The organism is Crenobacter cavernae (genome assembly GCF_003355495.1).
In the GTDB taxonomy this organism is placed as follows: Bacteria; Pseudomonadota; Gammaproteobacteria; order Burkholderiales; family Chromobacteriaceae; genus Crenobacter; species Crenobacter cavernae.
In genome coordinates, this window is the sequence record NZ_CP031337.1 from 2,641,050 (window position 1) to 2,667,349 (window position 26,300).

A 26,300-nucleotide genomic window follows, 5' to 3' on the forward strand; every position below is an offset into this window, starting at 1 on the left:
CTGCGTTGCGGGCGCCTACATCGAGGCGCCGGAGAGGCTCATTTCTTCGGCGCGAAATCATCCCGCGCCGATGCCACTAAAGCCAAGCGTGTACGCCTCAAGCTTAGCCACACGGAGAAAGCGAGAATGCCGGCCACCCCCTAAGGCGAGGGGTGTCGGTATCTTGATCCAAGGGGCGATTAGCATCTTGCAGCCGACGAACATCAACACGACCGCAACTTTATATTTTAGCAGGGCGAACCGCTCGGCCATGTCCGGCATCAGGAAATATAGGGCGCGCAAACCCAGTATGGCGAAGATGTTGGAGGTGAAGACGATGAACGGGTCAATTCATCTAGAAAACGGATGTGAAGATACGCCGTGAACTACAAACATCTGCACTATTTCTGGGTGGTGGCAAAGTGGGGCAGCATTCTGCGCGATTGACGGTATGGGATGGCGAGGGCGGTGTGCTGCTTCGCCGAGGATAACAGTGCGCCCGAATCCGGCGCCGACTGTACATGGTCGTGTCTGCCCGGCCGCCCTACACTGGCTTCGTAGTCGACCGCCAACCGCACCGGATGGCGGCGTCCGACCCGGGGAGAGTCCGATGGGCAACACAGCGCAAACCCTGTTCTTCGCGGGCCACGCCCGGCTGCCGCAGGGGATGGCGGCCCAGAACGTGTTCGAATCGCTGTCGATCACGGTCGAGGTCGACGCCCGCTACGCGGTGGTGATCGAGGCGTCGTGCACGCTGGCGACCGAGCACGGCCGCGTCTTCATCCGCGACCTGTTGCGCGGCTACAGCCTGCTGAACGGCGTGGCCGAGCCGATCGCCGAGATCCAGCGGCGCTATATCGGGCGGGCGGCGTCGGCGCTGGTGGCCGCGCTCAAGGACCTGGAAATGCAGTTCGAGCGCTGCCGCGCTTCGTTTGCCCGGGCCGGCTGAGCCGCCGGGCGGTATCGTAAGACCCCCGGCGTGGTGCGAGCCGGTAGCCGTACCACATCGCACCCGACGCGCTCGCCGCCCCTAGCCGGGCCGGCTTCCCGCGCGCCGCTTCATACCAGCCTTGTCTGTGGGGCTGCCGAACGCCGTGGCAATGGCGAAAAGAGGCAGTGCGCGCCGGCCCGCGAGGGCCCGGTGTTCCCGTCCAGTACCTATCTTTGAATTGGACAGGAGAGTCTCATGGACATGCAGCAATCGCACCTCGCGCGCCAGACCCGTCACTACGCCGAGCACGCCGGCTACCGCATCGATGCCCATCCGCACCACGCGCGGCTTTACCACGTCACGCTGAAGGCCGACGCGCTCGAGGCCTTCTTCTCCCGTTTCGCTCAATTCAACAGCCAGCATCTGGAATACGTGCCGTACGCGCGCTTCACGCTGGCGCAAGGGTTGGCCGAGCTCGTCGGCGACGGCTTCCTCGCCGCGCTCTCCGCCATCGTGCACGACCGTGACTCGGGCGGCTTCACCGTCGGCGTCGAGGGCGTCACCAACGACCCGCAGGATTACGTGAAGTTCGGCACCGCGATCGGCCACCTGATCGGGCCGGGCAACTTCGACGCGATGTCGGGCACCTACTACGCGCGCTTCGTCGTGAAGGACAGCGACGCGAGCGACTCCTACCTGCGCCAGGCCTACCGGCTGTTCACGCTGCACACCGACGGCACCTTTGTCGACGAGGCGACCGACTGGCTGCTGATGATGAAGTTCGAGGAGCGCAGCGCGGCGGGCGGCGAGTCGCGCCTCTTACACCTGGACGACTGGGAAGACCTCGAGACGTTTGCCGAGCACCCGCTCGCCGCCTACGCGTTCACCTACACCTCGCCGCCGAGCAAGAACGTCGCGCAGGAAGTGCTGCGCCCGACCTTCTTCAAGGTCAACGATAAGCCGTGCATCTGCTTCATCGACCAGTTCGTTAGCCCCGAGACGATAGAGCACGCCGACTGGCTGGCCCGCCTGTCGGCCTCGCTGGAGGCCTCGCCGGCGACCGCGGCGATCCCGCTGCCGGTCGGCGACTTGATCGTGCTCAATAACAGCTTCTGGATGCACGGACGCGCGCCGTTCGAGCGCCACCCGGAACTTCACCGTGAACTGATGCGCCAGCGCGGCCGGTTCGCGCGAGCCTGAGGACCAGCACCATGAAAACGGTATTCGACTTTGCCATCGTCGGCGGCGGGATCGTCGGGCTGTCGACGGGCATGGCGCTGACGCGCCGCTTCCCGAACGCGTCCATCCTGGTGCTCGAGAAGGAGGCCGGCTGGGCGGCGCACCAGACCGGCCACAACAGCGGCGTGATCCACTCGGGCATCTACTACAAGCCCGGCAGCCTGAAGGCGAAGTTCGCGCGCGAGGGCAACCGCTCGATGACGAGCTTCTGCGAAGAGAACGGCATCGAGCACGACATCTGCGGCAAGGTGATCGTCGCGACGACGAGAGATGAGCTGGCGCTGCTGGACAATCTCTATCTGCGCGGCCGGCAGAACCGCTTGGACATCGAGAAGATCGGCCCGGAAGCGCTCAAGGAGATCGAGCCGCACGTGAACGGCCTCGCCGCCATCCGCGTGCCGGGCGCCGGCATCGTCGACTACCGCGCCGTCTGCCGCGCGTTCGCGCGGATCATCGAGGAGGGCGGCGGCGAATTGCGTCTGGGCCAGGAGGTGCGCCGCATCACGCGCGGCGGCGGCCGGGTCGAGCTCGTCACGCAGGACGCGGCCTACAGCGCGCGCTTCCTGATCAACTGCGCCGGGCTCTTCTGCGACCGGGTCGCTCGGATGGACGACGCCGATCCCCAGCTGAAGATCGTGCCGTTTCGCGGCGAGTACTACGAGATCAAGCCCGAGCGCCGCCACCTGGTGAAACACCTGATCTACCCGGTGCCCAACCCGGCCTTCCCCTTCCTCGGCGTGCACTACACGCGGATGATAGGCGGCCACGTCGAGGCCGGGCCGAACGCGGTGCTCGCGTTCAAGCGCGAGGGCTACGGCAAGCGCGACTTCAACCTGCGCGACATGGCCGAGGTGCTCGCCTACCCGGGCTTCTGGAAGCTCTCCGCGAAGTACTGGCGCGAAGGGCTGGACGAGATGGTGCGTTCGGTCAGCAAGACCGCCTTCGTGAAGAGCCTGCAACAGCTGATCCCGGATATCTGTGCCGACGACCTCGTGCCTGCCCCCGCAGGGGTGCGCGCGCAGGCGCTCAAGCGCGACGGCGGCCTGGTCGACGACTTCCACATCATCGAGGGTGAGCGCAGCATCCACGTATGCAACGCGCCGTCGCCGGCCGCCACCGCGTCGATCGAGATCGGCCGCCATGTCGCCGCGCGCGTGCCGGCGTTCTGGTCCTGAGTGCTTTTGCGAGGAATAGAAGAGATGAAACAGTCCAGCGTACCCGGCCACGTCGCGGCCTTTCTGGAAAAGCACCGCGTGCGCGAGGTGGAATGCCTGCTGCCCGACCTGAACGGCTACCCGCGCGGCAAGGTGCTGCCGGCGGCGGCGTTCGCCGCCGGGCAGGAGCTGCGCGTGGCGCGCGCGGTGGCGATCCACACCGTGGTCGGCGACTTTCCCGACTACCGCTTCTACGGCGAGCGCGACCCGGACATGATCCTGGCGCCGGACTACGAGAGCCTGCGCCTGGTGCCGTGGTCCGACGGCCGGCGCGCGCTGGCGATCCACGACTGCCGCGACCTCGACGGCAAGCTGACGCCCATCGCGTCGCGCAGCGTGCTCAAGGCGGTGCTCGCGCGCTACGCCGAGCGCGGCTGGCAGCCCATCGTCGCGCCGGAGCTGGAGTTTTACCTGCTCGCGCCCAATCCCGATCCGACCCAGCCGCTGACGCCGCCGGTGGCGCGCTGCGGCCGGCGCGAGATCGGCCATTCTGCGTTCAGCTTTTCCGCGCTCAATGAATTTTCCGCGTTTTTCGACGACCTGCACCACGCGCTCGACGCGCTCGACATCCGCGGCGACACCTTCGTGCACGAACTGGGCCCGAGCCAGTTCGAGATCAACCTCAAGCACGACGACGCGTTGGAACTCGCCGACCAGACCTTCCTGTTCAAGTACGCGCTGCGCGAGGTCGGGCTCAAGCACGGTCTGTACGTGGTCTGCATGGCCAAGCCGATCGCAGGCTCCCCGGGCAGTTCGATGCACATCCATCAGAGCCTCGTCGAGCCCAGAAGCGGCCGCAACCTGTTCAGCCAGGCCGACGGCGAAGCCAGCCCGCTGTTCGCGCACTACATCGCCGGCCTGCAGGCCTGCCTGCCGTCGCTGATGCCGCTGATGGCGCCGTACGTGAACTCGTACCGGCGCTTCACCAAGAACATGGCGGCGCCGGTCAACCTGTCGTGGGGGCTGGACAACCGCTCGGTGGGGCTACGCGTGCCGCTGTCGGGGCCCGACGCGCGCCGCGTGGAGAACCGGCTGCCCGGCTGCGACGCCAACCCCTACCTCGCGCTGGCGGCGAGCCTGGCGGCGGGCCTGTACGGGATCGAGCAAGAACTGGAACCGACGCCGCCGAGCGAAGGCAACGTGTTCTACGGACAGCAGAGCGTCGCGCTGCCGCGTTCGCTCGACGCCGCGCTCGAACGCATGGCAAACAGCGAGATCCCGCGCCGGCTGTTCGGCGACGAGTTCGTCGCGGCCTTCGTCGCCGCCAAGGAGGTGGAGCTGGAGAGCTTTCTCGCCGAAGTCACGCCGTGGGAGCGGCGCTACCTCGCGACGCAGGCCTGATCCGTCCCCGCAAGAACAAAACACCCCGGCGAGCCGGGATGTTCTGGTCGGCCTTCAGACGCGGGCCAGAAAGTCGTACAGGCGCGCGTCGTCGCAGTAAGCGACGTTGAAGCGCAGCCAGGGCGACGGCCGGTTGTCGTTGACGAACAGGTGGCCGGGCGCGAGGAAGATGCCGGCGCCCGCCGCCTCGCGCGACAGCCGGGCGGCGTCGTCGTGGCCCGGGTGGCGCGCCCAGACGAACATGCCCTCGTGCGCGTGCGGGCCGAACAGTTCCAGCCCGACCTCGGCCAACCCCTGCCGTGTCGTCCGCTGCGCGTTGGAGAGCCGCTCGCGCAGCGCTTTCAGGTGCTTGCGATGCCGGCCCTCGGTCAGGATCTGGTAGGTCGCGCGCTCGGTCAGCTCGCAGCTGGTGAGCCCGGTCATCATCTTGAACTGCGTCAGGTCCTCGATCAGGTCCGGGTGGCCGGCGATGTAGCCGACGCGCAGGCTCGCGCAGATGGTCTTGGAGAAGCTGTTGACGTAGACCACGCGGCTGAGCTGATCCATGCTCGCCAGCGCGCGGCGCGAGCTAGGGTCGAGTTCGGCGTAGATATCGTCCTCGACGACGACGAAGTCATGGCGCTCGGCCAACTTCAGGATCTGGTGCGCGGTCGCCGCCGAGCACGACGCGCCGGTCGGGTTCTGCAGTCGCGGGTTGGTGAACAGCGCGCGCGGTCGGTGTTGTTGCAGCAGCGCCTCGAGCGCGGAAAGGTCGGGTCCCTGCGGCGTCCACGGTACGCCGACGACCTTCGCGCCGATGCGCTTGAGGTGGAACAGCAGGATGCTGTAGCCGGGTTCGTCGACGAACACCGTCTCGCCCGGCTTGACGAGGTACTGCGCCAACAGGCCGAGCGCGTGCGAGGCGCCGGTGGTGAGTAGGATTTGTTCGGGCGGCGCGTAGATCTCATGCTCGGCGAGCCAGTCGGCGATCTTGCGGCGCAGCGGCGGATAGCCTTGCGGCGCGCCGTAGCCGGTCAACAGGTCGCCGGCCTGATTGGACACCGCGCGCAGGTTGCGCCGCAGGCTGTCGTCGTCCATCCATTTTTCCGGCAGCCAGCCGCAGCCGGGGTTGAGCTCGGCCGCGCCGTTTTCCCACGATTTGTGCAGCATCCACAGCGAATCGAAGCGGACCTCGTGCGCGCCGCCGGCATCGGGCGTCGTACGCGGCTGGAAGCTCCTCACGTAGAAACCGGTGTTCTGGCGCGGCACCAGATAGCCTTCGGCGACCAGCCGGTCGTACGCGTCGATCACCGTCGACACGCTGACGCCGTGCGTCTCGGCGAAGGCGCGGATCGACGGCAGCTTGGTCCCGGCGCGCAGCTTCTGCGTGTCGATCAGCGATTTGAAATGCCCGACGATCTGCATCACCAAGGGCGTGGGCAAGCTGGCATTCAACGAGAACATGGGTCCGATTCTAAGCGTTTTCGCCGCCGGCGGGGCGGGGACGAGCGTCGGGTCGAAGAGGCGGCGCTCACCGCGATGCCCGGGATAAACAGCATCGGAGGGATCAGGCCGGAGCTGGCTTGCCGCAAGGCGACACGGTTTTGCAGAAAACAATTGGCACCATCTGTTTTGTTTTAATGGCTCTTATGTAAAGGGCCAATTGGGTGTGAAATAAACCATCGCGTGCACTGCACGTCATCCCGGAGAATCGCCATGAGCACCGCCGACCTTTCGCTGCGCGACCGCGCCGCACTGTTGCATCCGACCACCCATCTCGGCCGCCACGCCGCCCAGGGTCCGCTGATCATCGAGCGCGGCGAGGGCATCCACGTGTGGGACAGCGAGGGCCGCCAGTACATCGAAGGCATGGCCGGGCTGTGGTGCACCGCGCTCGGCTACGGCGTGCCGGAATTGGCCGACGTGGCCGCCGAGCAGATCAGGAAGCTGTCGTACTCGCATCTTTTCAGCAGCAAGAGCCACGAGCCGGCGATCCTGCTCGCCGAAAAACTGAAGGAGCTGGCGCCGTTTTCCGCCGGCAAGGTGTTCTTCGGCCATTCCGGCTCGGACGCCAACGACACGCAGATCAAGCTGATCTGGTACTACAACAACCTGATCGGCCGCCCCGAGAAGAAAAAGATCATCTCTCGCGACCGCGCCTACCACGGCGTGACGCTCGGCGCCGCGACCTTGACCGGGCTCGCCGTCAACCACAAGGGTTTCGACCTGCCGCTCGACTACGTGCGCCGCGTACGCTGCCCGCACTTCTACCGCGAAGGCCTGCCGGGCGAGACCGAGCAGGAATTCTCGACCCGCCTCGCGAACGAGCTCGAGGAACTGATCGTCAAGGAAGGCGCCGACACCATCGCCGCCTTCATCGCCGAACCGGTGATGGGCGCCGGCGGTGTCGTCGTGCCGCCGGCCGACTACTTCGAGAAGATCCAGGCGGTGCTCAAGCGCCACGACATCCTCTTGATCGACGACGAAGTGATCTGCGGCTTCGGCCGCACCGGCCAGTGGTTCGGTTCGCAGGCGCTGGGCATGCAGCCGGACACGATGTCGGTCGCCAAGGCGCTTTCGTCCGGCTACCAGCCGATCGGCGCGGTGCTGATCCCTGACTGGATGTACGAGGCGCTCGAGGCGGGCAGCAAGGACATGGGCGTGTTCGGCCACGGTTACACCTATAGCGGCCACCCGGTGTGCGCGGCGGTCGCGCTGAAGAACCTGGAGTTGCTGCAAGAGCGCCGCGTCGTCGAGCATGCCGCCGAGGTGTCCGACCGCTTCCAGTCGCACCTCAACGCGTTCGCCGAACACCCGCTGGTCGGCGAGGCGCGCGGCGTCGGCCTGATCGGCGCGCTGGAACTGGTCAGCGACAAGGCGAGCCGCGCCGGCTTCCCGGCGACGCTGGGCGTCGCCGCCTACTGCCAGGCGCGCGCCGAGGCGCATGGGCTGATCGTACGTTCGCTCGGCAGTGACACCATCGCGTTCTGCCCGCCGCTGGTGGCGACCGAGGCCGAGATCGACGAGCTGTTCGACCGCTTCGGCCGCGCGCTCGACGACACGACCCAGTGGCTGAAGTCGCAGCGTTAAGCTCGGCCCGGCATGGCCTGCAACCCGGACGGCGCGAGCCGCCCGGGTTTTTTTAGGCTGGTGCGTGCGGCGGTGAACCCGTGCTCGGCCAACCTCTTCGAGCCGGGGCGATTCGTCTGCTCGAATGCGGCGTCCCTGAAACCTGATTTCGGCATTCGTATTCATGACGAAGGGACCATCGCCGACGACGGCTTCGTCGATGGGCTCTTGGTCGAGGAGCAGGGCGATGCCGGCTCGTCGGCCAAGAGTTCGAAGCCCGCGGTCTCGACCCCGTGCATATAGTTGAATGGTGTGGAGGTGACACTTGCAGACGCGACCCGTCTCATACCCGTCTCATACCCGCCTCATGCGCGCGATTCGCCGTCCGATGCGACGGCGGGCCGGATGAGCTACGTCAGTTTCCTACTCGGAGCCGAGCCATGAGCGATCAATTCAAGTACAAGCGCCTGTCCAAAGACGATGCGGCGGTCCTGCTCGTCGACCACCAATCCGGACTGATCACCCTCGTGCAGGACTTCTCGCCGGGCGAGTTCAAGAACAATGTGCTGGCGCTGGCCGACGTCGCCCAGTTTTTCAAGCTGCCGACCCTCCTCACCACCAGTTTCGAGGACGGCCCCAACGGCCCCTTGGTGCCCGAGCTGAAGGAAGCCTTCCCGGATGCGCCGTTCATTCCTCGTCCCGGACAAATCAACGCCTGGGACAATGAGGACTTCCGCAATGCCATCAAGGCCACGGGCCGCAAACAGCTCATCATCGCCGGGGTCGTGACCGAGGTCTGCGTCGCCTTCCCCGCGCTGTCGGCCATCGAGGAGGGGTACGAAGTCTTCGTGGTGACCGACGCCTCGGGCACTTTCAACGAAGTCACCCGCCATGCGGCCTGGAATCGCATGGCCGAGGCCGGCGCACAGTTGATGACGTGGTTCGGCGTGGCGTGCGAGCTGCACCGCGACTGGCGCAACGATATCGAGGGCCTCGGCAATCTGCTGTCCAATCACATCCCCAACTACCGGAACCTGATCTCCAGCTACCTGGCCAAGACAGCAAAGTAGCGTAGATCGAAACCTGGTGCCTTGAGTCCGTTTAGGCAGGGCTCAAAGCATCCTGTTATGTGCGATGAAAAGGGCGTGCTCGAAACATCGCATCGCGACGCTGAGGAAGGGACATAGCATGACAAGCATTGTTGGCATTTCCGGCAGCCTTCGGGCCGGCTCCTACAACACCGCCTTGTTGCGAGCCGCCTTGCGGCTGGCTCCCGACGGCACGGTCATCGAAATCGCGTCGATCAGGGGAATACCGCTCTACGATGGCGACGTGGAAAGCGCTTCCGGCCTGCCCGAAAGCGTCGTCGCGCTGAAATCGAGCATCGAGCACGCCGACGGCTTGCTGCTGGTGACGCCCGAGTACAACAACTCCCTGCCGGGCGTGTTCAAGAACGCCATAGACTGGCTCTCCCGCCCGCCCGCCGACATCCCCAAAGTCTTCGGCAACCTCCCGGTCGCCGTCATCGGCGCCTCTCCCGGCGGATTCGGCACCATCCTGGCCCAGAATGCCTGGCTGCCGGTGCTGAGAACGCTGGGAACCCGCCCGTGGTTCGGCGGGCGCCTGATGATGTCCCGGGCGAGCGGCCTGTTCGACGAGGCCGGCGAATTGGTCGATGAGGCGGTGCAGACGCAGCTTCGTCGCTTCCTGCATGGCTTTGCCGCGTATGTCGAGTCTCAGTCGCCGCACAGGTCGGAATAGCCGCCTTCTGATCGGCTCAGGGCCGAATCCACGCATGGCCCAACGTTGGCCGAGCCCATCTTCAACACGAAAAAAAGCCCTCCGCCGGCAGGGGGAGGGCAAGGGCGGATCGCATCCACCGGAACGTCTTACAGCGCCATGCACAGGTACTTGATTTCGAGGTACTCGTCGAGGCCGTACTTCGAGCCTTCGCGGCCGAGGCCCGATTGTTTCACGCCGCCGAACGGGCTCATCTCGTTAGAGATCAGACCGGTGTTGACGCCGACCATGCCGTATTCGAGCGCCTCGCCGACACGCCACACGCGGCCGATGTCGCGGCTGAAGAAGTAGGCGGCCAGGCCGAACTCGGTGTCGTTCGCGTAGCCGACGACTTCCTCCTCGCTCGTGAAGCGGAACAGCGGCGCGAGCGGGCCGAAGGTCTCTTCGCGCGCGACCTTCATCTGCTGCGTGACGCCGGAGAGGATGGTCGGCTGGAAGAAGGTGCCGCCCAGCGCGTGGCGTGTGCCGCCCAACAGCACGGTTGCGCCTTTCTCGCGCGCATCGGCGATGTGGTCTTCGACCTTGGCCAGCGCGTCGGCGTCGATCAGCGGGCCCTGCGTGCTGCCGGCGTCGAGCCCGTTGCCGGCCTCGAGCTTGGCGACCGCGTTCACCAGCTTGTCGGCGAAGCGCTCGTAGACGCCGGCCTGCACGTAGATGCGGTTCGCGCACACACAGGTCTGGCCTGTATTGCGAAATTTCGACGCGAGCACGCCTTCGACCGCGGCGTCCAGGTCCGCATCGTCGAACACGATGAACGGCGCGTTACCGCCCAGTTCGAGCGACATTTTCTTGATCGTGGCAGCGCACTGGCGCATCAGCAGGCGGCCGATCTCGGTCGAGCCGGTGAACGACAGCTTCTTGACGATCGGGCTGCTGGTCAGCACGCCGCCGATCTCTGCCGCATCGCCGGTCACGATGCTCAACAGGCCCTTAGGCAGCCCGGCGCGCTCGGCCAGCGCCGCCAGCGCCAGCGCCGAGAACGGCGTCTGCTCGGCCGGCTTGACCACCATCGGGCAGCCGGCGGCCAGCGCCGGCGCGGCCTTGCGCGTGATCATCGCCGCCGGGAAGTTCCACGGCGTGATCGCGGCGGTGACGCCGATCGGCTCCTTGGTGACGACGAGGCGCTTATCTGCGGTAGGCGCCGGGATGGTGTCGCCGTAGGCACGCTTGGCTTCCTCGGCGAACCATTCGATGAAGCTCGCCGCGTACGCGACTTCGCCTTTGGCCTCGGCGAGCGGCTTGCCCTGCTCGAGCGTCATGATGCGTGCGAGGTCGTCGGCGTTGTCGAGCATCAGCTCGTACCAGCGGCGCAGCACGGCGGCTCGGGCTTTGGCCGGTTGCGCGCGCCAGGCGGCGAAGGCCTTGTTCGCGGCGGCGACGGCGCGCTCGGTCTCGGCGGCGCCCATGCGCGGCACATGGCCGAGCACGTCGCCGGTGGCCGGGTTGGTGACGGCGAAGCTGGTGCCGTCGTTGGCGTCACACCATTCGCCGGCGATATACGCCTGTTGGCGGAAAAGAGACGGGTCTTTGAGGTTTTGCATGAAGGGCTCCCGGGCTCGGCCAAGCTTTATGCTCAAGGTTGGCCGAGCCTGTGTCTTATTGCTTGAGGGCGGCGTCGAGGACGGCAAGCGCTTCGTCGAACAGCGCGTCGGAAATCGTCAGCGGGTAGAGGAAGCGGATCACGTTGCCGTAGGTGCCGCAGGTCAGAAGCAGCAGGCCGTTGGCGAGCGCGTGCTGCTGCACCTTCTTGGCGAACGCCGCGTCCGGCTTGCCGGCGGCGTCGTTGAATTCGACGGCTACCATCGAACCGAGGCCGCGCGCGTCGGCGATCTGCGGCACCGCGTCGCGACGCGCGTCAAGGAACGAAATCAGCTTGTCGCCGAGTGCTTTCGAGCGCTCGCACAGCTTCTCCTCGTCGATCACGTCGAGCACCGCCAGCGCGGAGGCGACCGCCAGCGGGTTGCCGGCGTAGGTGCCGCCGAGGCCGCCGGGCGCCGGCGCGTCCATGATGGCCTTGCGGCCGACCACGCCCGACAGCGGCATGCCGCCGGCCAAGGATTTCGCCATTGTGATCAGGTCGGCCTTCACCGTGTACTGTTCCATCGCGAACAGGCTGCCGGTGCGCGCGAAGCCGGTCTGCACCTCGTCGGCGATCAGGAGGATGCCGTGGGTATCGCAGATGTCGCGCAGCGCCTGCATGAATTCCGGCGGCGCGACGTTGAAGCCGCCTTCGCCCTGCACCGGCTCGAGGATGATCGCGGCGACGCGCGCCGGGTCGATGTCGGCCTTGAACAGCGTTTGCACCGCGTCGATCGCGTCTTCAACGCTGACGCCGTGCGCGGCGTTAGGGAACGGCGCGTGGTAGACCTCGCCCGGGAACGGGCCGAAGCCGACCTTGTACGGGACCACTTTTCCGGTCAGCGCCATGCCCATCATGGTGCGGCCATGGAAGCCGCCGGAAAACGCGATCAGGCCGGTACGGCCGGTGGCGGCGCGCGCGATCTTCACCGCGTTTTCTACCGCTTCGGCGCCGGTGGTGAAGAAGGCGGTCTTGGCCTCGCCGGCTATCGGTGCGCGCGCGTTGATCTGCTCGGCCAGCGCGACGTAGCTCTCGTATGGCACGATCTGGTAGGCGGTGTGGGTGAACGCCTTCAGCTGCGCCTCGATGGCGGCGATGAGTTTCGGATGGCGGTGGCCGGTGTTCAGCACCGCGATGCCGGCGGCGAAGTCGATGTAGCGCTGTCCTTCGACGTCCCACAGCTCGGCGCCCTCGGCGCGCTCGGCGTAGAAGTCGCACATCACGCCGACCCCGCGCGGGGTGGCGGCATTTTTCCGTTCTTGCAAGCTGGCGTTGCGCATTCCGTTTCTCCTTTGGGGCCGCCGGCCGGTCTTGTCTGCCGGGGGCTGGTAACGGAATCCATTACAAGTTAACTTTGGCCTTGTTCGTAGAGCCGATTCTGTTTTTTTGATGGAGCCAATTTGCCGTGCTGACCGACCTCTTGCTGCAGAAACTCGAGAGCGACACGCCGCTGCCGAAAAACCGCCAGTTGTACCTGCTGCTGCGCGGGCTGATCCTCGACGGCACGCTGAAGGCCGGCAGCCGCTTGCCGACCACGCGCGAACTCGCGAGAGATTTGGGTTTGTCGCGCAACACGGTGATGTACGCGTTCGAGCAGCTGTTGGCCGAGGGCTACGTGACCGCGCGCACCGGCAGCGGGACCTACGTCGCCGATACGCGTCCCGAGGACAGCATGCGCGTCGAGAGCTCGGCCAACGTCGAGCACGGCGGTGTTGGCGGCGGGCGCCTGTCGACGCGTGGCGGCCGGCTGATCGAGCAGGCGGGCGCGCTGTCGGTGCAGTGGGGCGCCTTCGTGCCCGGCGTGCCCGACGTGACGGCGTTTCCGTACCGTACCTGGGCGCGTATCCAGAACAAGGTGTGGCGCCGTCCCGGCCCGCAGTGGCTGACCTACGGCCAGAGCGGCGGGCACGGACCCTTGCGCGAGGCGCTGGCCGACTATCTGAGGGTCGCGCGATCGGTGGTGTGCGACCCGGAGCAGATCCTGATCACGCACGGCATCCACCAGGCGATCGACCTGATCCTGTGCATGCTGTCCGACCCGGGCGACGCGGCGTGGATCGAGGAGCCGGGCTATTGGGGCATCCGCAACCTGCTCAACACCTCGGGGCTGAAGGTCAGCGCGATCCCGGTCGACGAGGAGGGGCTGAACCCGCAGCCTGACGACTGGAACGCGCCGCCGCGCCTGGTGTTCGTCACGCCGTCTCACCAGTACCCGACCGGCGCGGTGATGAGCCTCGCGCGTCGTCGCGCCTTGCTCGAGATGGCGCGCCAGCACGACTGCTGGGTGGTGGAGGACGACTACGACAGCGAATTCCGCTACGGCGGCCGGCCGCTCGCGTCCTTGCAGGGCCTCGATACGGCCGGGCGGGTGCTCTACGTCGGCACCTTCAGCAAGACGGTGTTCCCGAGCATGCGGATGGGCTACATGGTGCTGCCCAAGTCGCTGGTCGAGCCGTTCCGCGTCGCGTTGTCCGAGCTCTACCGCGCCGGCCACCAGCTCGACCAGGCCATCCTCGCCGACTTCATCGCCGAGGGGCACTTCGTCGCGCATATCCGGCGCATGCGCATGCTGTACGGCGAGCGGCGCGAGCGGCTGCTCTGCGGGATCAGGAGCGAACTGGGCGAGGGCAGGGTGCTGTCGTACGACAGCCAGGCGGGACTGCACCTGGTGCTGGAACTGGACGGCGACGATAAGGCCGCGACCGAGGCGGCGCGACAGGCAGGGCTGATCGTCCGGCCCTTGTCGCAGTACTACCAGGACCCCGCGCGTTCACGGAACGGGCTCTTGCTCGGCTACGCCGGCGTGCCGGAGAAGGAAATCGTGCCGGCCTTGCAGAAACTGATCCGGGCGATCGGGATCGACCGCTAGGGCTCGGCCAGCCTTTGGTGATAAGCGCTGGCCTGTCGCTGAAAACAAAAAAAAATCAGCCTAAGCGGCTGGTTTTTTTTATCGGGGGCCAGGTTGGCCGAGGCTCGGCCAACCTGGATTGCCCAGCTTACTTGAAGCTCGGGCGCGCCGGCGTGCCTTCAGACTGGGTCAGGATCTCGAAGCCGGTCTCGGTGACGAGCACGGTGTGCTCCCACTGCGCCGACAGGCTGCGGTCCTTGGTGACGACGGTCCAGCCGTCGCCGAGCATGCGTAGGTGACGCTTGCCCTGGTTGATCATCGGCTCGACGGTGAAGATCATGCCGGCCTTCAGTTCCATACCGCTGCCGGGGCGGCCGTAATGCAGCACCTGCGGTTCCTCGTGGAATTTCTTGCCGATGCCGTGGCCGCAGAATTCCTGCACCACGCTGTAGCCGTTCGTCTCGGCGTGCTGCTGGCAAGCGTAGCCGATGTCGCCGAGGCGCGCGCCCGGCTTGATCTTCTCGATGCCCTTCCACATGGATTCGTAGGTGATCTTGGCCAACCGTTTTGCGTGCGGGCTGACTTCGCCGACCATGAACATGCGGCTGGTGTCGCCGTGGTAGCCCTCCTTGATCACGGTGACGTCGATATTCAGCACGTCGCCGTTCTTCAAGGGCTTGTCGTTAGGAATGCCGTGGCAGATCACGTGATTGACCGAGGTGCACACCGACTTCGGGTACGGGTTGTGTCCGTCCGGCGCGTAGTTGAGCGGCGCGGGAATCGTGCCCTGCACGTCGACCATGTAGTCGTGGCAGAGCTTGTCGATCTCTTCGGTGGTGACGCCGGCCTTGACGAACGGCGTGATGTAGTCGAGCACCTCGGAGGCCAGCCGGCCGGCGACGCGCATCTTCTCGATATCTTCGGGGGTCTTGATCTCGACGGGCATGCTGAAAGGAGGGCGTAAATCAATAAAACGTCATTTTAACACAAACAAAAACGGGCACCTCGCGGTGCCCGTAAAAGCTGACTTCTTCGGAGGGTTCCCGAATTAGAACGAGTGCTTCAGGCCCAGGCCGTAGACGGTCTGGTCGGTGCCGGCGGCGAAGCCGGTGCTGGCCAGCGTGTCGACGCGAACGGAAGCGCCGCTTTCGTTTTCGACCTTGGTGGCGTAGGCCTTCAGCTGCGTGCGCTTGGACAGGTTGTAGTTGGCGCCCACGACCCATTGCTTGGCCTTGGCGGTGTCCGGGGTGGCGTGGCCTTTCAGCTTGCCCAGCTTGCCGTAGGAGGCGACCAGCTGCAGGGCGCCGATGTCCTGGCCGGCGGCGACCAGCCAGTCGTTCTGCTTGGTGTCTGCGGCCGTGACGTTATCAACCTTGACCTGCTCGAAGCCGGCGCCGATGAAGGTGCCGAAGGCGAACTTGTAGCCGGCGGCCGCCTTGTAGGCCTTGCGGTCGTTGACGGTGCCGTTGATCTTGTCGCCTTCGACGTCGTAGCCGGCGCCCACTTTCAGGCCGCCGTTGGTGTAGTTGGCGCCCAGGGAGACGAAGTCGGCGCTCTTGGCGGCGTCTTCGTCCGCGCCGTAGGAGATGCCGGCCTGGAAGCCCGAGAACGACGGCGAGGTGTAGTGCACGCTGTTCTTCAGGCGGGTCTCGCGGCGGCTGTAGATGTTGCTGGAGCCTTGCACGTCGGCGGCGGTGTCGCCCATCAGGTTCAGGCCGACGTCGGTCAGGCGCTTGTAGGCGGAGTCGTAGTGGCCCAGCAGCGCGGTGCCGAAGCCGCCTTGCAGGCCGACGAAGGTGTTGCGGGTACCGAAGGTGCCTGTGGTCTGGTCGGCTGCGCCGTCGATCTGGATCTGCTGTTCGACCTGCCAGATGGCTTTCAGGCCGTTGCCGAGGTCTTCGTTGCCCTTGAAGCCGATGCGCGAGGTGTTGTCGGTCACGCGCGTCTGGGTGGCTTTCACGCCGGCGGTGGTTTCGGTCTTCAGGGAGTCGATGCCTGCACTCACGAAGCCATAGATGGTCACGTCGGCGTGGGCGGCCGCCGGCAGCGCGAGCGCGCCGGCCACGATCAGGGCGAGTTTCTTATAGTTGTGCATTGCGAACATCTCCATCGAGTGTTGTTGAGCGAAAGCGCTGTATAGTGTCCGATATGCCGGATTCACTTGTAAACAGTTTGTTGTTCAGTCGTGAACAAGTTTATACGCGCTTTGTGATGGAAATGTTATACAAAGATGAAATATTGAAATAATTTGTTCTATGCGAGCCGGGTCACGCAAGGAAGCGGTTCGGGTAGATCTCGTCGATCAGCGTGCGGCAGTCGACGACGCGCAGGTCGTTGTCGCGCGCGAAGTCGAGCAGGAACTGGAAGGCGGGCGGGTTGATCTTCTCGAGCTTCTTGTCGACGGCGACGCAGCGGACGCCGTCGAGCAGCATCGGGCGGACAAAGGCGTGGTAGGAGAGTTTCTGCGATTCGCCGAAGGAGGCGAGGATGCCGGACAGGCGTTCGGACCAGTCGCTGGGGCGGAAGGTGCGGCCATCGGAGGTCACACCCTGTATGACTATTTCATATGGATTACAAATCATGGCTTGTTTAGGCGAAAGTTTAGGGTAAACCCGAATATATTGTTTTTTATTTCGACCGAACGGCTAATTAATAGTCCGGTTGCCCTATTTTACGCCTAATTCAGATGCGCTTAAAAGGCGGCAGGGATGCCAGCAGCCTTTTCCCGTAGCTTTGCCGCACGATGCGGTTGTCCAGAATGGTGACGCGACCGTAGTCCTGCTCGGTGCGGATCAGCCGGCCGACCGCCTGCACCAGCTTGATCGACGCCTCGGGCACGGTGATCTCGACAAAGGGGTTGCCGCCGCGCTTCTCGACCCATCTGGCAAGGGTTTTGCCGACCGGGTCGTCGGGCATCGCGAACGGCAGTTTGACGATGATCACGTGCACGCAGGCCTCGCCCGGCAGGTCCAGGCCCTCGGCAAAAGAATCCAGCCCGAATATCACGCTGGCTTTTGACGAAGATAAATTCTGGTAATGGCGCTCGAGCAAAACCGATTTCGGCCATTCACCCTGAACCAGCAGATTCTCTCTAAAAGCGGAAGGTAATGCCGCGGCGACGTCCTGCATTTGTTTTCGCGAAGAAAACAGCACCAGGCTGCCGACCGCCTGGCTCACGTCGATCAATTTGGGCAGCCATTCGACGATTTCCCGCGTGTGCGCCGCCGGGTCCTTCGGGCTGGCGTAGAGCGGCGGCAGATAGAGTTCGCCCTGTTCCTGGAAGTTGAACGGCGAGTCGAGCGCGATGCACTCGACCTTGGGCAGCCACTTGAGGCCGGTCTGCGACAGCAAGAGCTCGAACGCGCCGAGCGAGCGCAGCGTCGCCGACGTCAACAGCGCGCCGGCCGCGCGGCGCCACAGCGTGCCGGCGAGGCTGGCCGCCGCCGACACCGGCGACGCCGAGAAGCGGTAGTCGCCCTTGCCGGTCGTCAGCCGCGTGATCCACTTGGCGATCGGCGGCGCGTTCTCGTCGGCTTCCTGTTCGAACAGGTCCCACACCGCGTTCAGCTGCTCGGCGCGGCCGACGAGGAAGCCGAGGTCGCTCGCCGCCTTGTCGATCAGCGGCGTGTCGGTGCTGTTCAGTTTCCTGGCCTCGGCCAACGCGTCCGACAGGCTGGTCAAATGCCTTACGACCATGCGCGCGGCGAGCGCGAGGTTGGACGTCGGGATCTTCAGGTGTTCGGGCAGCTTGCCGTCGTCGATCAGCCACGACGGTTCGAGGTTGTCGCTGTCGGCGGCGAGCGCCGGCTCGCTCTCGAGCAGCCACAGCCATTCGGTCAGGCTCTCCATCGCCGCCGCGGCAGCGTCGCAGGCGCCGGCGGCCGCTTCGCCCTTGCCGGTCAGCCCTTCGACGCGGCCGGCGACCTGCGGCACCTTGTCGAGCCAGAACATCGCCTGGCCGTGCGAGTGTTCGGCGGCGAACTGGTTGATCGCCTTCTTCGCGAGGTGGTGCGCCTCGTCGATGCAGTAGAAGCTCGCGTCGGGCGCGGGCAGGATCACGCCGCCGCCCATCGCCACGTCGGCGAGCAGCAGGTCGTGGTTGGCGACCACCACGTCGACGTTCTCCAGCGTCTCACGCGCCAGATAGAACGGGCACTCGGGCCGGTTCGGGCAGGCCATCTTCAGGCAGCCGTGGCGGTCGTTGGTGACGCGGCCCCACAGGCTGTCCTCGATCACCGTCGGCCAGGTGTCGCGGTCGCCGTTCCAGCGACGGTAGTAGAAGGCGTCGGCCAGTTCCTTCAAGGCTTCGATCTCGGCCGCCTCGGGCTTCTTGTCCCACACGGCAAGGTCGGGGTCGCGGCCTAGGAGCTCGCCCTGCGAATGCTCGGCGGTGTGCTGGTAAAGACGATAGGGGCAGAGGTAGCGGCCGCGCCCCTTGGCGAGCGCGAAGGTCAGCGGCAGGCCGCTGTTCTCGACGACGAAGGGCAGGTCGCGGTTCACGAGCTGCTCCTGCAGCGCGACGGTCGCGCTGGTGACGACCAGCTTCTTGCCGCGCGCGCGCGCCATCACGCCGCCGGCCAAGAGGTAGGCGAGACTCTTGCCGACGCCGGTCGGCCCTTCGACCACGACGATGCTTTCGCCCTCGCGTTCGGGTAGATCATCGCTGTCGGGGTCTTTCTCCTGCGCGCGCGAGAAGGCGTTGGCGACCTCGGCCAACATGCGGCGCTGTGCGGCGCGCGGACGGAAGCCCGGCAGGTTCTCGGAAATGGCGCGATAGTGGTCGCGGATGGCGTTTTTTTCGGCGTCGGTCAGCATCCCGACATTGTACTGCAAGCGCCGGCCGCCCCGGCGCGGGAAGTGTTAAGCCCGAAGGCGTCGCCCGCCGCACCGCCTACGATGAAAGCATGGCGGCGGCGTGGCCCGGCAGAGCTTGGCCGGGCTTATTCAGCACGCGCCGCCCCGGGGGAAGAGATGGCCTTGCAAAGTCGGGTATTGCTGGTGAGCGAATCGCGCGCCGAGCTGTCGGAACTGGCCGCCGGCCTGGCCGAGGCCGCCGGGCGGCTGCCGAACCCGTTCGGGCTCGGCGTCGCTCTCGCGCACAGTTCGGAAGAGGCGCAGGTGCGCGTGGCCGAGGACGGTGACGTGTTGATCGTGCTGGTCGACGCACGAGGCCGCGAAGACGCGGCGCTGGTGCTGATCGAGCGGCTCAATGCCTTCAGGCCGGAGTTGTCTCTCTATGTGCTCCTGTCCGGCCGGCCCTCGCGTGCGTTCGCCAGCGCGCCGGTCAACGGCTTCTTCCATCATGAGGAAGCCGACTACCATGGCTGGTTCCGCATCCTGTCGGCCGAACTGGCCGAGAAGTCGGCCACGCCGTTCTACGACGCGCTGAGAAGCTACGTCGAGATGGCCAAGGACTCGTGGCACACGCCGGGGCATTCGAGCGGCGATTCGTTCCGCGGCAGCCCGTGGGTCGGCGACTTCTACGACTTCGTCGGCGAGAACCTGCTGCGCGCCGACCTGTCGGTTTCCGTGCCGATGCTCGATTCGCTGTTGGCCCCCACCGGGGTCATCGCGCGCGCGCAGGACCTCGCCGCGCAGGCCTTCGGAGCGCGCGAGACCTTCTTCGTCACCAACGGCAGTTCGACGTCGAACAAGGTGATCCTGCAGACCTTGCTCGCGCCGGGCGACGTGCTGCTGCTTGACCGCAACTGTCACAAATCGGTGCACCACGGCGTGATCCTGTCCGGCGCGCGGCCCGTGTATTTGCCGTCGACCTTGAACCGGCAGTACGGACTGTTCGGGCCGCTCGCGCGCGGAACCGTCCTGGCGGCGATCGCCGCTCATCCGGAAGCACGCGCGCTGATGCTGACTTCGTGCACCTACGACGGTCTGCGCTACGAGCTCGCGCCCATCGTCGAGGCGGCGCACGCGAGCGGCATCAAGGTGGTCGTCGACGAGGCCTGGTACACGCACGGCCGCTTCCACCCGGCGTTCCGGCCGACCGCGCTCGAATCCGGCGCCGACTACGTCACGCACAGCACGCACAAGGGGCTGTCGGCGCTCTCGCAGGCCGCCATGGTCCACGTCAACGACCCCGACTTCAACGCCCACCTGTTCCGCGAGAACTTCAATATGTTTTCGTCGACCAGCCCGCAGTACAGCCTGATCGCCAGCCTCGACGTCGCGCGCCGTCAGGCGGTGATGGAAGGCTATCGATTGCTGTCGCGCGCGCTGGAAATCGCGAATGAATTGCGCGAACGCATCAACGCGACCGGCGTGTTCCGCGTGCTGGGGCTCGAAGACCTGGTTCCGGCCGAACTGGCGGGCGAGGGCGTACGGCTCGACCAGACCAAGCTGACCGTCGACGTCACGCAAAGCGGTCAGCCGGCCGAGGCGCTGCGCGCCGTGCTGTTCGAGCGCTTCAACATCCAGGTCGAGAAGACCACCTACAACACCATCACCTTTCTCGTCTCGCTTGGCACCACGCGCAGCAAGATGACGCGGCTGGCCGACGCGCTGGGCCGTCTGGCGAGCGAGAAACGCGGCGGCCCGGCGCAGAGTCCTTTGAAGCTGCCGCCCTTGCCCGAGATGACGCCGCTCGCCTGTCTGCCGCGCGACGCCTTCTTCGAAACCGGCGAGAAGGTCGCGCTGGTCGGCGAGCAGGGCTCGGCCAACCTCAAGCTGATCGGCCGCATCAGTTGCGACCAGGTCGTGCCTTACCCGCCGGGCATCCCGGTGCTGGTACCCGGCCAGCGCGTCGACGCGGCGGTGCTCGGCTACCTCGTGCGGCTGGTCGGCGGGCCGCGCCCCATGGAGGTGCACGGGCTGGAGATCGACGAGGACGGCGCGTGCCTCAGGGTGCTGTCGGCCGACGAAGAAGCGAGCTTGGCCGAGGGTAGCCCCGGAGGCTGATGGCTTGTCAGCGGACTGGATTTCCGATAAATATAAAGATGTCGCATTTTTATAATTTTTGGCGGCCTACCGGTCGCGAAAGCGCGACAACCGATCAAAAGAACCGCGTAAGTCGTGTCACCGCACATGAGACGCCCTCCGTGCGCGGTGGCATTATTTTTTGGAACCCACCATGACCCAAGCCAGGCACTTTCTTCAATTCAGCGATCTATCCCGCGAGGCACTGACCCACGTCTTCGAACGCGCCGCGATCCTGAAGCGACGACGTAATGCCGGCGAGCTGTACCGACCGCTGATCGGCCAGGTCATGACGATGATCTTCGAGAAGAACTCGACGCGCACCCGCGTCTCGTTCGAGGCCGGCATGTCGCAACTGGGCGGGCACGCGATGTTCCTCGACAGCAAGACTTCACAGCTCGGCCGCGGCGAGCCGGTGGAGGACACCGCGCGCGTGCTGTCGCGCATGAGCGACATCATCATGATCCGCACCTTCGACCAGCAGGCGGTCGAGGCGCTGGCGGCCAACTCGCGCGTGCCGGTGATCAACGGCCTGACCAACGAATACCATCCCTGTCAGATCCTCGCCGACGTGTTCACCTTCATCGAGCAGAAGGGCAGCATCGCCGGCAAGACGGTCGCGTGGATCGGCGACGGCAACAATATGGCGCGCACCTGGCTGCAGGCGGCGAAGATCCTCGGCTTCAAGCTGAAGGTCGCGACGCCCAAGGGCTATGAAGTGGCCGTGCTCGACGGCTGCGACTACGGCGCCGACTGCTACGAGGCGTTCAACGACCCGAAGGAAGCGGTGAAGGACGCCGACCTCGTCACCACCGACGTGTTCACCAGCATGGGCTTCGAGGACGAGGCCGAGGCGCGTCGCCAGGCCTTCTGCGGCTTCATGGTGAGTGCCGAACTGATGGCGCTCGCCCGCTCGGACGCGCTCTTCATGCACTGTCTGCCGGCGCACCGCGGCGAGGAAGTCGCCGCCGAGGTGATCGACGGCCCGCAGTCGGTGGTGTGGGACGAAGCCGAAAACCGTATGCATGTGCAAAAGGCGCTGATAGAGTATTTGCTTCTGGGGCAGGTCAACGACTGAGTCGACGCTCGGCCAACCCTGACCCCATTATTTACGCTGGAAAAAACCAATATGTCCGATATCAAGAAAGTCGTCCTCGCCTACTCGGGCGGCCTCGACACTTCGGTGATCCTGAAGTGGCTGCAAGACACCTATCAATGCGAAGTGGTGACCTTCACCGCCGACCTCGGCCAGGGTGAAGAACTCGAGCCGGCGCGCCAAAAGGCGCTGAAGTTCGGCATCAAGCCGGAAAACATCTTCATCGACGACCTGCGCGAAGAATTCGTGCGCGACTTCGTATTCCCGATGTTCCGCGCCAACACCGTGTATGAAGGCGAATACCTGCTCGGCACGTCGATCGCGCGTCCGCTGATCGCCAAGCGCCAGATCGAGATCGCCAACCAGACCGGCGCCGACGCGGTGTCGCACGGCGCGACCGGCAAGGGCAACGACCAGGTGCGCTTCGAGCTCGGCTACTACGGCCTGAAGCCGGACGTGACAGTGATCGCGCCGTGGCGCGAGTGGGACCTCTTGTCCCGCGAGAAGCTGCTCGCCTACGCCGAGAAGAACGGCATCCCGGTCGAGATGAAGCACAAGCAGGGCGGCGCGCCGTACTCGATGGACGCCAACCTGTTGCACATCTCGTTCGAAGGCCGCCACCTCGAGAACCCGTCGGCCGAGGCCGAGGAATCGATGTGGCGCTGGACCGTGTCGCCGGAAGCGGCGCCGGACCAAGCCGAATACCTCGACGTCGAATTCGAGAACGGCGACATCGTCGCGCTGAACGGCGTGCGCCTGAAGGCGCACGAAGTGCTCGCCAAGCTGAACGAACTGGGCGGTAAGCACGGCATCGGCCGTCTCGACCTGGTCGAAAACCGCTACGTCGGCATGAAGTCGCGCGGCTGCTACGAAACCCCGGGTGGCACCATCATCCTGAAGGCGCACCGCGCGATCGAGTCGATCACCCTCGACCGCGAAGTGGCGCACCTGAAGGACGAGCTGATGCCCAAATACGCCAGCCTGATCTACAACGGCTACTGGTGGGCGCCGGAGCGCAAGGCGATCCAGACGCTGATCGACTACACGCAGAGCACCGTGAACGGCTGGGTGCGCCTGAAGCTGTACAAGGGCAACGTGATCGTCGTCAGCCGCGACTCGAAGACCGATTCGCTGTTCGACATGAACATCGCGACCTTCGACGACGACAAGGGCGCGTACAACCAGGCCGACGCCGGCGGCTTCATCAAGCTGAACGCGCTGCGCATGCGCATCGCCGGCCGCCTGGACAAGGGCCGCGGCTGATCCTTCCGGGGTCATCCTTCGCCGTAAAAGCCGCCCACGAGGCGGCTTTTTTCGTTTCGAATCTCTGGCTCGGCCAAGCCGGGCAGCGGAGCCGCCATGTCGTCGCAACACAAGCACCTCGGCTGGATTCCCTGGGCCTTCGTCGTCCTGTGGAGCACCGGCTTCATCGGCGCCAAGCTCGGCCTGCCTTACATCGGCCCGTTTACCTTCCTCGCCGTGCGCATGGCGCTGACCCTGGCCTGCTTCGCCGTGCTGATGCGGGTCTATGCTGCACCTTGGCCGAGCCTGCCCGTCGCGCGCCGCCAGTGGGTCAGCGGCCTGTTGGTGCACGGCGTTTACCTCGGCGGCGTGTTTGCCGCGATCAAGGCCGAGGTGCCGGCCGGTCTGACCGCGCTCATCGTCGGCCTGCAGCCCTTGCTGACGGCGCTGGTGTCGCACATCGCGTTTGCCGAACGGCTCGCGCGTCGCCAGTGGCTCGGCATGGCGGTCGGCTTCGCCGGCACCGTGCTCGTCGTCGCCGGCACGCGGGGGCTCGATTTCCACGCCGGCTACGGTCTGGCGTGGACGGTGTTCGCCTTGCTCGGCATCACCGCCGGCACGCTGTACCAGAAGCGCCATTCGGGCGGCGCCAATCTGTTGGCCGGTACCTTCCACCAGTACCTGGCGACGCTGGTCTTTACCGGCGCGCTGGCGCTCGCCTTCGAGCACGACCAGCCCGTCGTCTGGTCGGCCGAGCTGTGGGTGGCGATGGTCTGGAGCGTGCTCGCGCTGTCGGTCGCCGCCATCCTGCTGTTGATGCGCATGATCAAGGAAGGCGAGGTCGCGCGCGTGGTCAGCTACTTCTACCTCGTGCCGGGCCTGACCGCGCTGGAGGCATGGGCGCTATTCGACGAGCGACTGTCCGCCGCGGCGCTGGCCGGCATGGCGCTCGCCGCCGCCGGTGTGGCGCTGGTGCTGCGCGTGCCGGCCCGTGGCGCGCGCGTATAATGATCGCCATCCATCGTCATTGAGCAGGAGCGTCACGTCGTGACCGAAGAGCAGTTCTCCAACATCGCCATCATCGTCCTCGTCGGCGGTCTGATCGTGTTCATGTGCTTCATCATCTGGGACCTGGGCAAGAAGTCGGGCGCAGGCAAGTTTGGCACCTTCGTGCTGTTCCTCGCGCTGGGTGTCGGCGTGCTGGGCTTCGTGTTCAAGAACGTGCTGGTGGAGTTCTTCTTGCTGAAGTGACGCCCGTTGTTGCTGTGGGCTGGGCACCGAGGGCCGGGCCGTCATGAGACGCCCCGGCCCTCGGTTCGGCGGTGTCCTACGACGGCGCGTTCGGCTTCGTCGGGCTCTACATCGTGCAGTCCGGGAGGCGCGGCCAGGGTTACGGCATGCCGCTGTGGCAAAGGGCGATGGCGCGGCTAGCCGGCCATAACATCGGGCTCGACGGCGTGATCGCGCAGCAGGACAACTACCGCAAGCCGGGCTTCGCACTGGCCTACCGCAACATCCGCTACCAGGGGCAGGGCGGCGGCGACGCGCCCGACCTCAGGGAACTGGTGGCGCTGCCGTCGGTCGAGGTGGTCGCCGATTACGAGCGCGGCCTGTTCCCGGCGCCGCGCGCGGCCTTCCTGCGGGCTTGGCTGACCCTGCCCGAGTCGCACGGCGCGGCCTACGTCGACCACGAAAAATGGCACGGCTACGGCGTCGCGCGGCGCTGCCGCGTCGGCTGGAAGGTCGGCCCGTTGTTCGCCGATTCGCCCGATGTCGCCGAGGCGCTACTCGCGAGCCTGGCCGCTAAGAACCTGTTCACGATCTCTTGAGCAGCAGGACAAGGAAGGCCAGGTGGACGAACTGCAAGCTGGTATTGAGTTTCCGCTCGCAGTTCTTCCACAGTCTTCTGTTCTTCTCCAGCCAGGCGAAGCTGCGCTCGACGATCCAGCGCTGAGGCATCACCTTGAAGGTATGCAGCTCGCTTCGCTTGGCAATCTGCACGGTGACATGCTCACCCAGCATCTCACGCACGCCCTGCGCGAAGGGCTGGCCCACATAGCCGTTGTCTGCCAGCAGGCTTTGAACCCGGCTCAGCCCAGGTTGGCATCGCCGCAGCGCCTGCAGCGCCCCCTTGCGATCGGTCACCTCGGCGGTGGTGACCGCCACTGCATGGGGCAATCCCTGGGTATCCACCGCAATGTGGCGCTTGATGCCCGAGACCTTCTTGCCTGCGTCATAGCCCTTCAGCGTCGCCGTGTCCGTGTTCTTCACGCTCTGCGCGTCCACGATCAAGAACGTGCTGTAAGCGTTGCGCCCCAGTCTCATACGGACCACGCCAACCTGATTTTTTAAGCGCCCGCTCCAGCAGGCTCACCCCCTGGCTATCGGGCTCACTCCATTTGGCAAAGTATGAATGCACCGTGCGCCACTTGGGGAAGTCGCTGGGTAGCGCCCGCCATTGGCAGCCAGTGCGCAATAGATACAGCACTGCGCACCACACCTCATACAAGTCGACCATCCGGGGCTTGGTTTTCCTGCGGACCTGCTCCAGCAGTGGCCGGATCTGTTCGAACTGCTCGCGACTCATATCGCTGGGGTATCTCTTGCTTCGCATCTCGCCATTGTCGCGGCTATGCAAGAGATCGTGAACAGGGTCTAAGGTGCCCATCGGCGCCCCCTTGTTCCTCGACGTGCCCGAGGTCAACGCCATGGGTGTGGCGCTGGCCGGCCGCTACGGCATGAAGAGCGTGTTCGAAACGGCGCGCATGTACACCGGCGCCGCGCCGGCGATCGACAATGCGCGGGTGTTCGGCGTGACCAGCTTCGGGCTCGGCTAGTGCCTTCCCTTCTGAATCCTCATCGCAGGCCGCGTTCGCGGCCTTTTTTGCGTCCGAGTCGGGGCATCGGTGCACCGGGCTCGGCCAACCTCGGGTCGGCCAGCACGCCGGGCCAGGCAAGTTCACCGATGAATGCCGGTTTGTGCGATTTTCCGGAATTGCCGCGTGCGGATTCCGGGACTCCGCATGAGCGGCGCTTCGTTCGTCAGCTGTGGG

At 65.6% G+C, this 26,300-nt stretch carries 24 protein-coding genes and 1 pseudogene; 16 read left to right on the plus strand and 9 right to left on the minus strand.

What is annotated here, in order from left to right:
- Positions 1-57: 57 nt before the first annotated feature.
- A complete protein-coding gene (locus DWG20_RS12820; RefSeq protein ID WP_245944722.1) occupies positions 58-282 on the minus strand; it encodes a hypothetical protein in 225 nt (74 codons plus the stop codon).
- 307 nt (positions 283-589) lie between these two features.
- On the opposite strand from DWG20_RS12820, the gene DWG20_RS12825 reads away from it, so the two are divergent.
- The 4 genes from DWG20_RS12825 (at position 590) to DWG20_RS12840 (ending at position 4,704) form a co-directional block, all read left to right on the plus strand.
- Positions 590-928: a DUF3870 domain-containing protein gene (locus tag DWG20_RS12825; RefSeq protein WP_115434172.1), complete on the plus strand. Its 339-nt coding sequence runs from the start codon at positions 590-592 to the stop codon at positions 926-928.
- Positions 929-1,165: 237 nt separating this feature from the next.
- A complete protein-coding gene (glaH, locus tag DWG20_RS12830) occupies positions 1,166-2,110 on the plus strand; it encodes a glutarate dioxygenase GlaH (protein WP_220271962.1) in 945 nt (314 codons plus the stop codon).
- Positions 2,111-2,121: 11 nt separating this feature from the next.
- Entirely contained in the window at positions 2,122-3,324 is a 1,203-nt protein-coding gene (lhgO, locus tag DWG20_RS12835) for an L-2-hydroxyglutarate oxidase (protein ID WP_115434173.1), read from the plus strand.
- A 24-nt stretch (positions 3,325-3,348) separates the two neighbouring features.
- The gene (locus tag DWG20_RS12840; protein ID WP_115434174.1) at positions 3,349-4,704 is read left to right on the plus strand and encodes a glutamine synthetase family protein; all 1,356 of its coding nucleotides are present in this window, start codon (positions 3,349-3,351) and stop codon (positions 4,702-4,704) included.
- Between the two features lie 54 nt (positions 4,705-4,758).
- On the opposite strand, the gene DWG20_RS12845 is transcribed toward DWG20_RS12840, so the two are convergent.
- Entirely contained in the window at positions 4,759-6,147 is a 1,389-nt protein-coding gene (locus tag DWG20_RS12845) for an aminotransferase-like domain-containing protein (protein ID WP_115434175.1), read from the minus strand.
- 252 nt (positions 6,148-6,399) lie between these two features.
- On the opposite strand from DWG20_RS12845, the gene DWG20_RS12850 reads away from it, so the two are divergent.
- The 4 genes from DWG20_RS12850 to DWG20_RS12865 all read left to right on the plus strand — a co-directional run bounded on the left by DWG20_RS12850 (position 6,400) and on the right by DWG20_RS12865 (position 9,513).
- Positions 6,400-7,773, plus strand: a complete 1,374-nt coding sequence (locus tag DWG20_RS12850; protein WP_115434176.1) for an aminotransferase — start codon at positions 6,400-6,402, stop codon at positions 7,771-7,773.
- A 12-nt stretch (positions 7,774-7,785) separates the two neighbouring features.
- A complete protein-coding gene (locus tag DWG20_RS16500) occupies positions 7,786-8,055 on the plus strand; it encodes a hypothetical protein (protein WP_245944723.1) in 270 nt (89 codons plus the stop codon).
- A gap of 137 nt (positions 8,056-8,192) precedes the next feature.
- A complete protein-coding gene (gene ycaC / locus DWG20_RS12860; protein ID WP_115434177.1) occupies positions 8,193-8,822 on the plus strand; it encodes an isochorismate family cysteine hydrolase YcaC in 630 nt (209 codons plus the stop codon).
- 118 nt (positions 8,823-8,940) lie between these two features.
- Complete coding sequence (locus tag DWG20_RS12865; protein ID WP_115434178.1) at positions 8,941-9,513, plus strand: NADPH-dependent FMN reductase; 573 nt, start codon at positions 8,941-8,943, stop codon at positions 9,511-9,513.
- Between the two features lie 128 nt (positions 9,514-9,641).
- Here DWG20_RS12865 and gabD read toward each other — a convergent pair whose 3' ends face one another.
- The gene (gene gabD / locus DWG20_RS12870; protein WP_115434179.1) at positions 9,642-11,093 is read right to left on the minus strand and encodes an NADP-dependent succinate-semialdehyde dehydrogenase; all 1,452 of its coding nucleotides are present in this window, start codon (positions 11,091-11,093) and stop codon (positions 9,642-9,644) included.
- Between the two features lie 55 nt (positions 11,094-11,148).
- The gene (locus DWG20_RS12875; protein WP_115434180.1) at positions 11,149-12,411 is read right to left on the minus strand and encodes a 4-aminobutyrate--2-oxoglutarate transaminase; all 1,263 of its coding nucleotides are present in this window, start codon (positions 12,409-12,411) and stop codon (positions 11,149-11,151) included.
- Between the two features lie 125 nt (positions 12,412-12,536).
- Between DWG20_RS12875 and pdxR the strand changes: the two genes are divergently transcribed.
- Positions 12,537-14,000, plus strand: coding sequence for a MocR-like pyridoxine biosynthesis transcription factor PdxR (pdxR, locus tag DWG20_RS12880; protein WP_115434181.1), 1,464 nt, complete (start codon positions 12,537-12,539; stop codon positions 13,998-14,000).
- A 127-nt stretch (positions 14,001-14,127) separates the two neighbouring features.
- Here pdxR and map read toward each other — a convergent pair whose 3' ends face one another.
- From map to dinG, 4 genes and pseudogenes are all read right to left on the minus strand, one after another.
- A complete protein-coding gene (gene map, locus DWG20_RS12885) occupies positions 14,128-14,925 on the minus strand; it encodes a type I methionyl aminopeptidase (protein ID WP_115434182.1) in 798 nt (265 codons plus the stop codon).
- A gap of 102 nt (positions 14,926-15,027) precedes the next feature.
- Positions 15,028-16,074, minus strand: a complete 1,047-nt coding sequence (locus DWG20_RS12890) for a porin (protein ID WP_115434183.1) — start codon at positions 16,072-16,074, stop codon at positions 15,028-15,030.
- Between the two features lie 199 nt (positions 16,075-16,273).
- Positions 16,274-16,561 (minus strand): annotated as a pseudogene (locus DWG20_RS12895) (DUF3579 domain-containing protein); the annotation flags it as partial.
- Positions 16,562-16,661: 100 nt separating this feature from the next.
- The gene (gene dinG, locus DWG20_RS12900; RefSeq protein WP_115434185.1) at positions 16,662-18,794 is read right to left on the minus strand and encodes an ATP-dependent DNA helicase DinG; all 2,133 of its coding nucleotides are present in this window, start codon (positions 18,792-18,794) and stop codon (positions 16,662-16,664) included.
- 183 nt (positions 18,795-18,977) lie between these two features.
- Here dinG and DWG20_RS12905 point away from each other — a divergent pair, with 183 nt between their 5' ends.
- From DWG20_RS12905 to DWG20_RS12930, 6 genes are all read left to right on the plus strand, one after another.
- Complete coding sequence (locus DWG20_RS12905; protein WP_245944724.1) at positions 18,978-20,891, plus strand: aminotransferase class I/II-fold pyridoxal phosphate-dependent enzyme; 1,914 nt, start codon at positions 18,978-18,980, stop codon at positions 20,889-20,891.
- Between the two features lie 172 nt (positions 20,892-21,063).
- Positions 21,064-21,987, plus strand: a complete 924-nt coding sequence (argF, locus tag DWG20_RS12910) for an ornithine carbamoyltransferase (protein WP_115434187.1) — start codon at positions 21,064-21,066, stop codon at positions 21,985-21,987.
- Positions 21,988-22,038: 51 nt separating this feature from the next.
- Complete coding sequence (locus DWG20_RS12915) at positions 22,039-23,268, plus strand: argininosuccinate synthase (RefSeq protein WP_115434188.1); 1,230 nt, start codon at positions 22,039-22,041, stop codon at positions 23,266-23,268.
- Between the two features lie 96 nt (positions 23,269-23,364).
- Positions 23,365-24,255 (plus strand): DMT family transporter, encoded by an 891-nt coding sequence (locus DWG20_RS12920; RefSeq protein ID WP_115434189.1) that lies wholly within the window; start codon positions 23,365-23,367, stop codon positions 24,253-24,255.
- Positions 24,256-24,294: 39 nt separating this feature from the next.
- Positions 24,295-24,498, plus strand: a complete 204-nt coding sequence (locus DWG20_RS12925; protein WP_115434190.1) for a DUF2788 domain-containing protein — start codon at positions 24,295-24,297, stop codon at positions 24,496-24,498.
- A gap of 71 nt (positions 24,499-24,569) precedes the next feature.
- Entirely contained in the window at positions 24,570-25,076 is a 507-nt protein-coding gene (locus DWG20_RS12930) for a GNAT family N-acetyltransferase (RefSeq protein WP_115434191.1), read from the plus strand.
- On the opposite strand, the gene DWG20_RS12935 is transcribed toward DWG20_RS12930, so the two are convergent.
- Positions 25,063-25,861, minus strand: a protein-coding gene (locus tag DWG20_RS12935) for an IS5 family transposase (RefSeq protein ID WP_115434810.1) whose coding sequence is annotated in 2 segments (ribosomal slippage) — positions 25,063-25,591 and positions 25,590-25,861 — 801 coding nt in all. Because the reading frame shifts where the segments join, the coding sequence is not laid out codon by codon here. The genes DWG20_RS12930 and DWG20_RS12935 overlap by 14 nt on opposite strands.
- 46 nt (positions 25,862-25,907) lie before the next feature.
- Between DWG20_RS12935 and DWG20_RS12940 the strand changes: the two genes are divergently transcribed.
- On the plus strand, positions 25,908-26,084 hold the full coding sequence (locus tag DWG20_RS12940) for a GNAT family N-acetyltransferase (protein WP_220271963.1): 177 nt from the start codon (positions 25,908-25,910) through the stop codon (positions 26,082-26,084).
- The last annotated feature ends 216 nt before the right edge of the window (positions 26,085-26,300 follow it).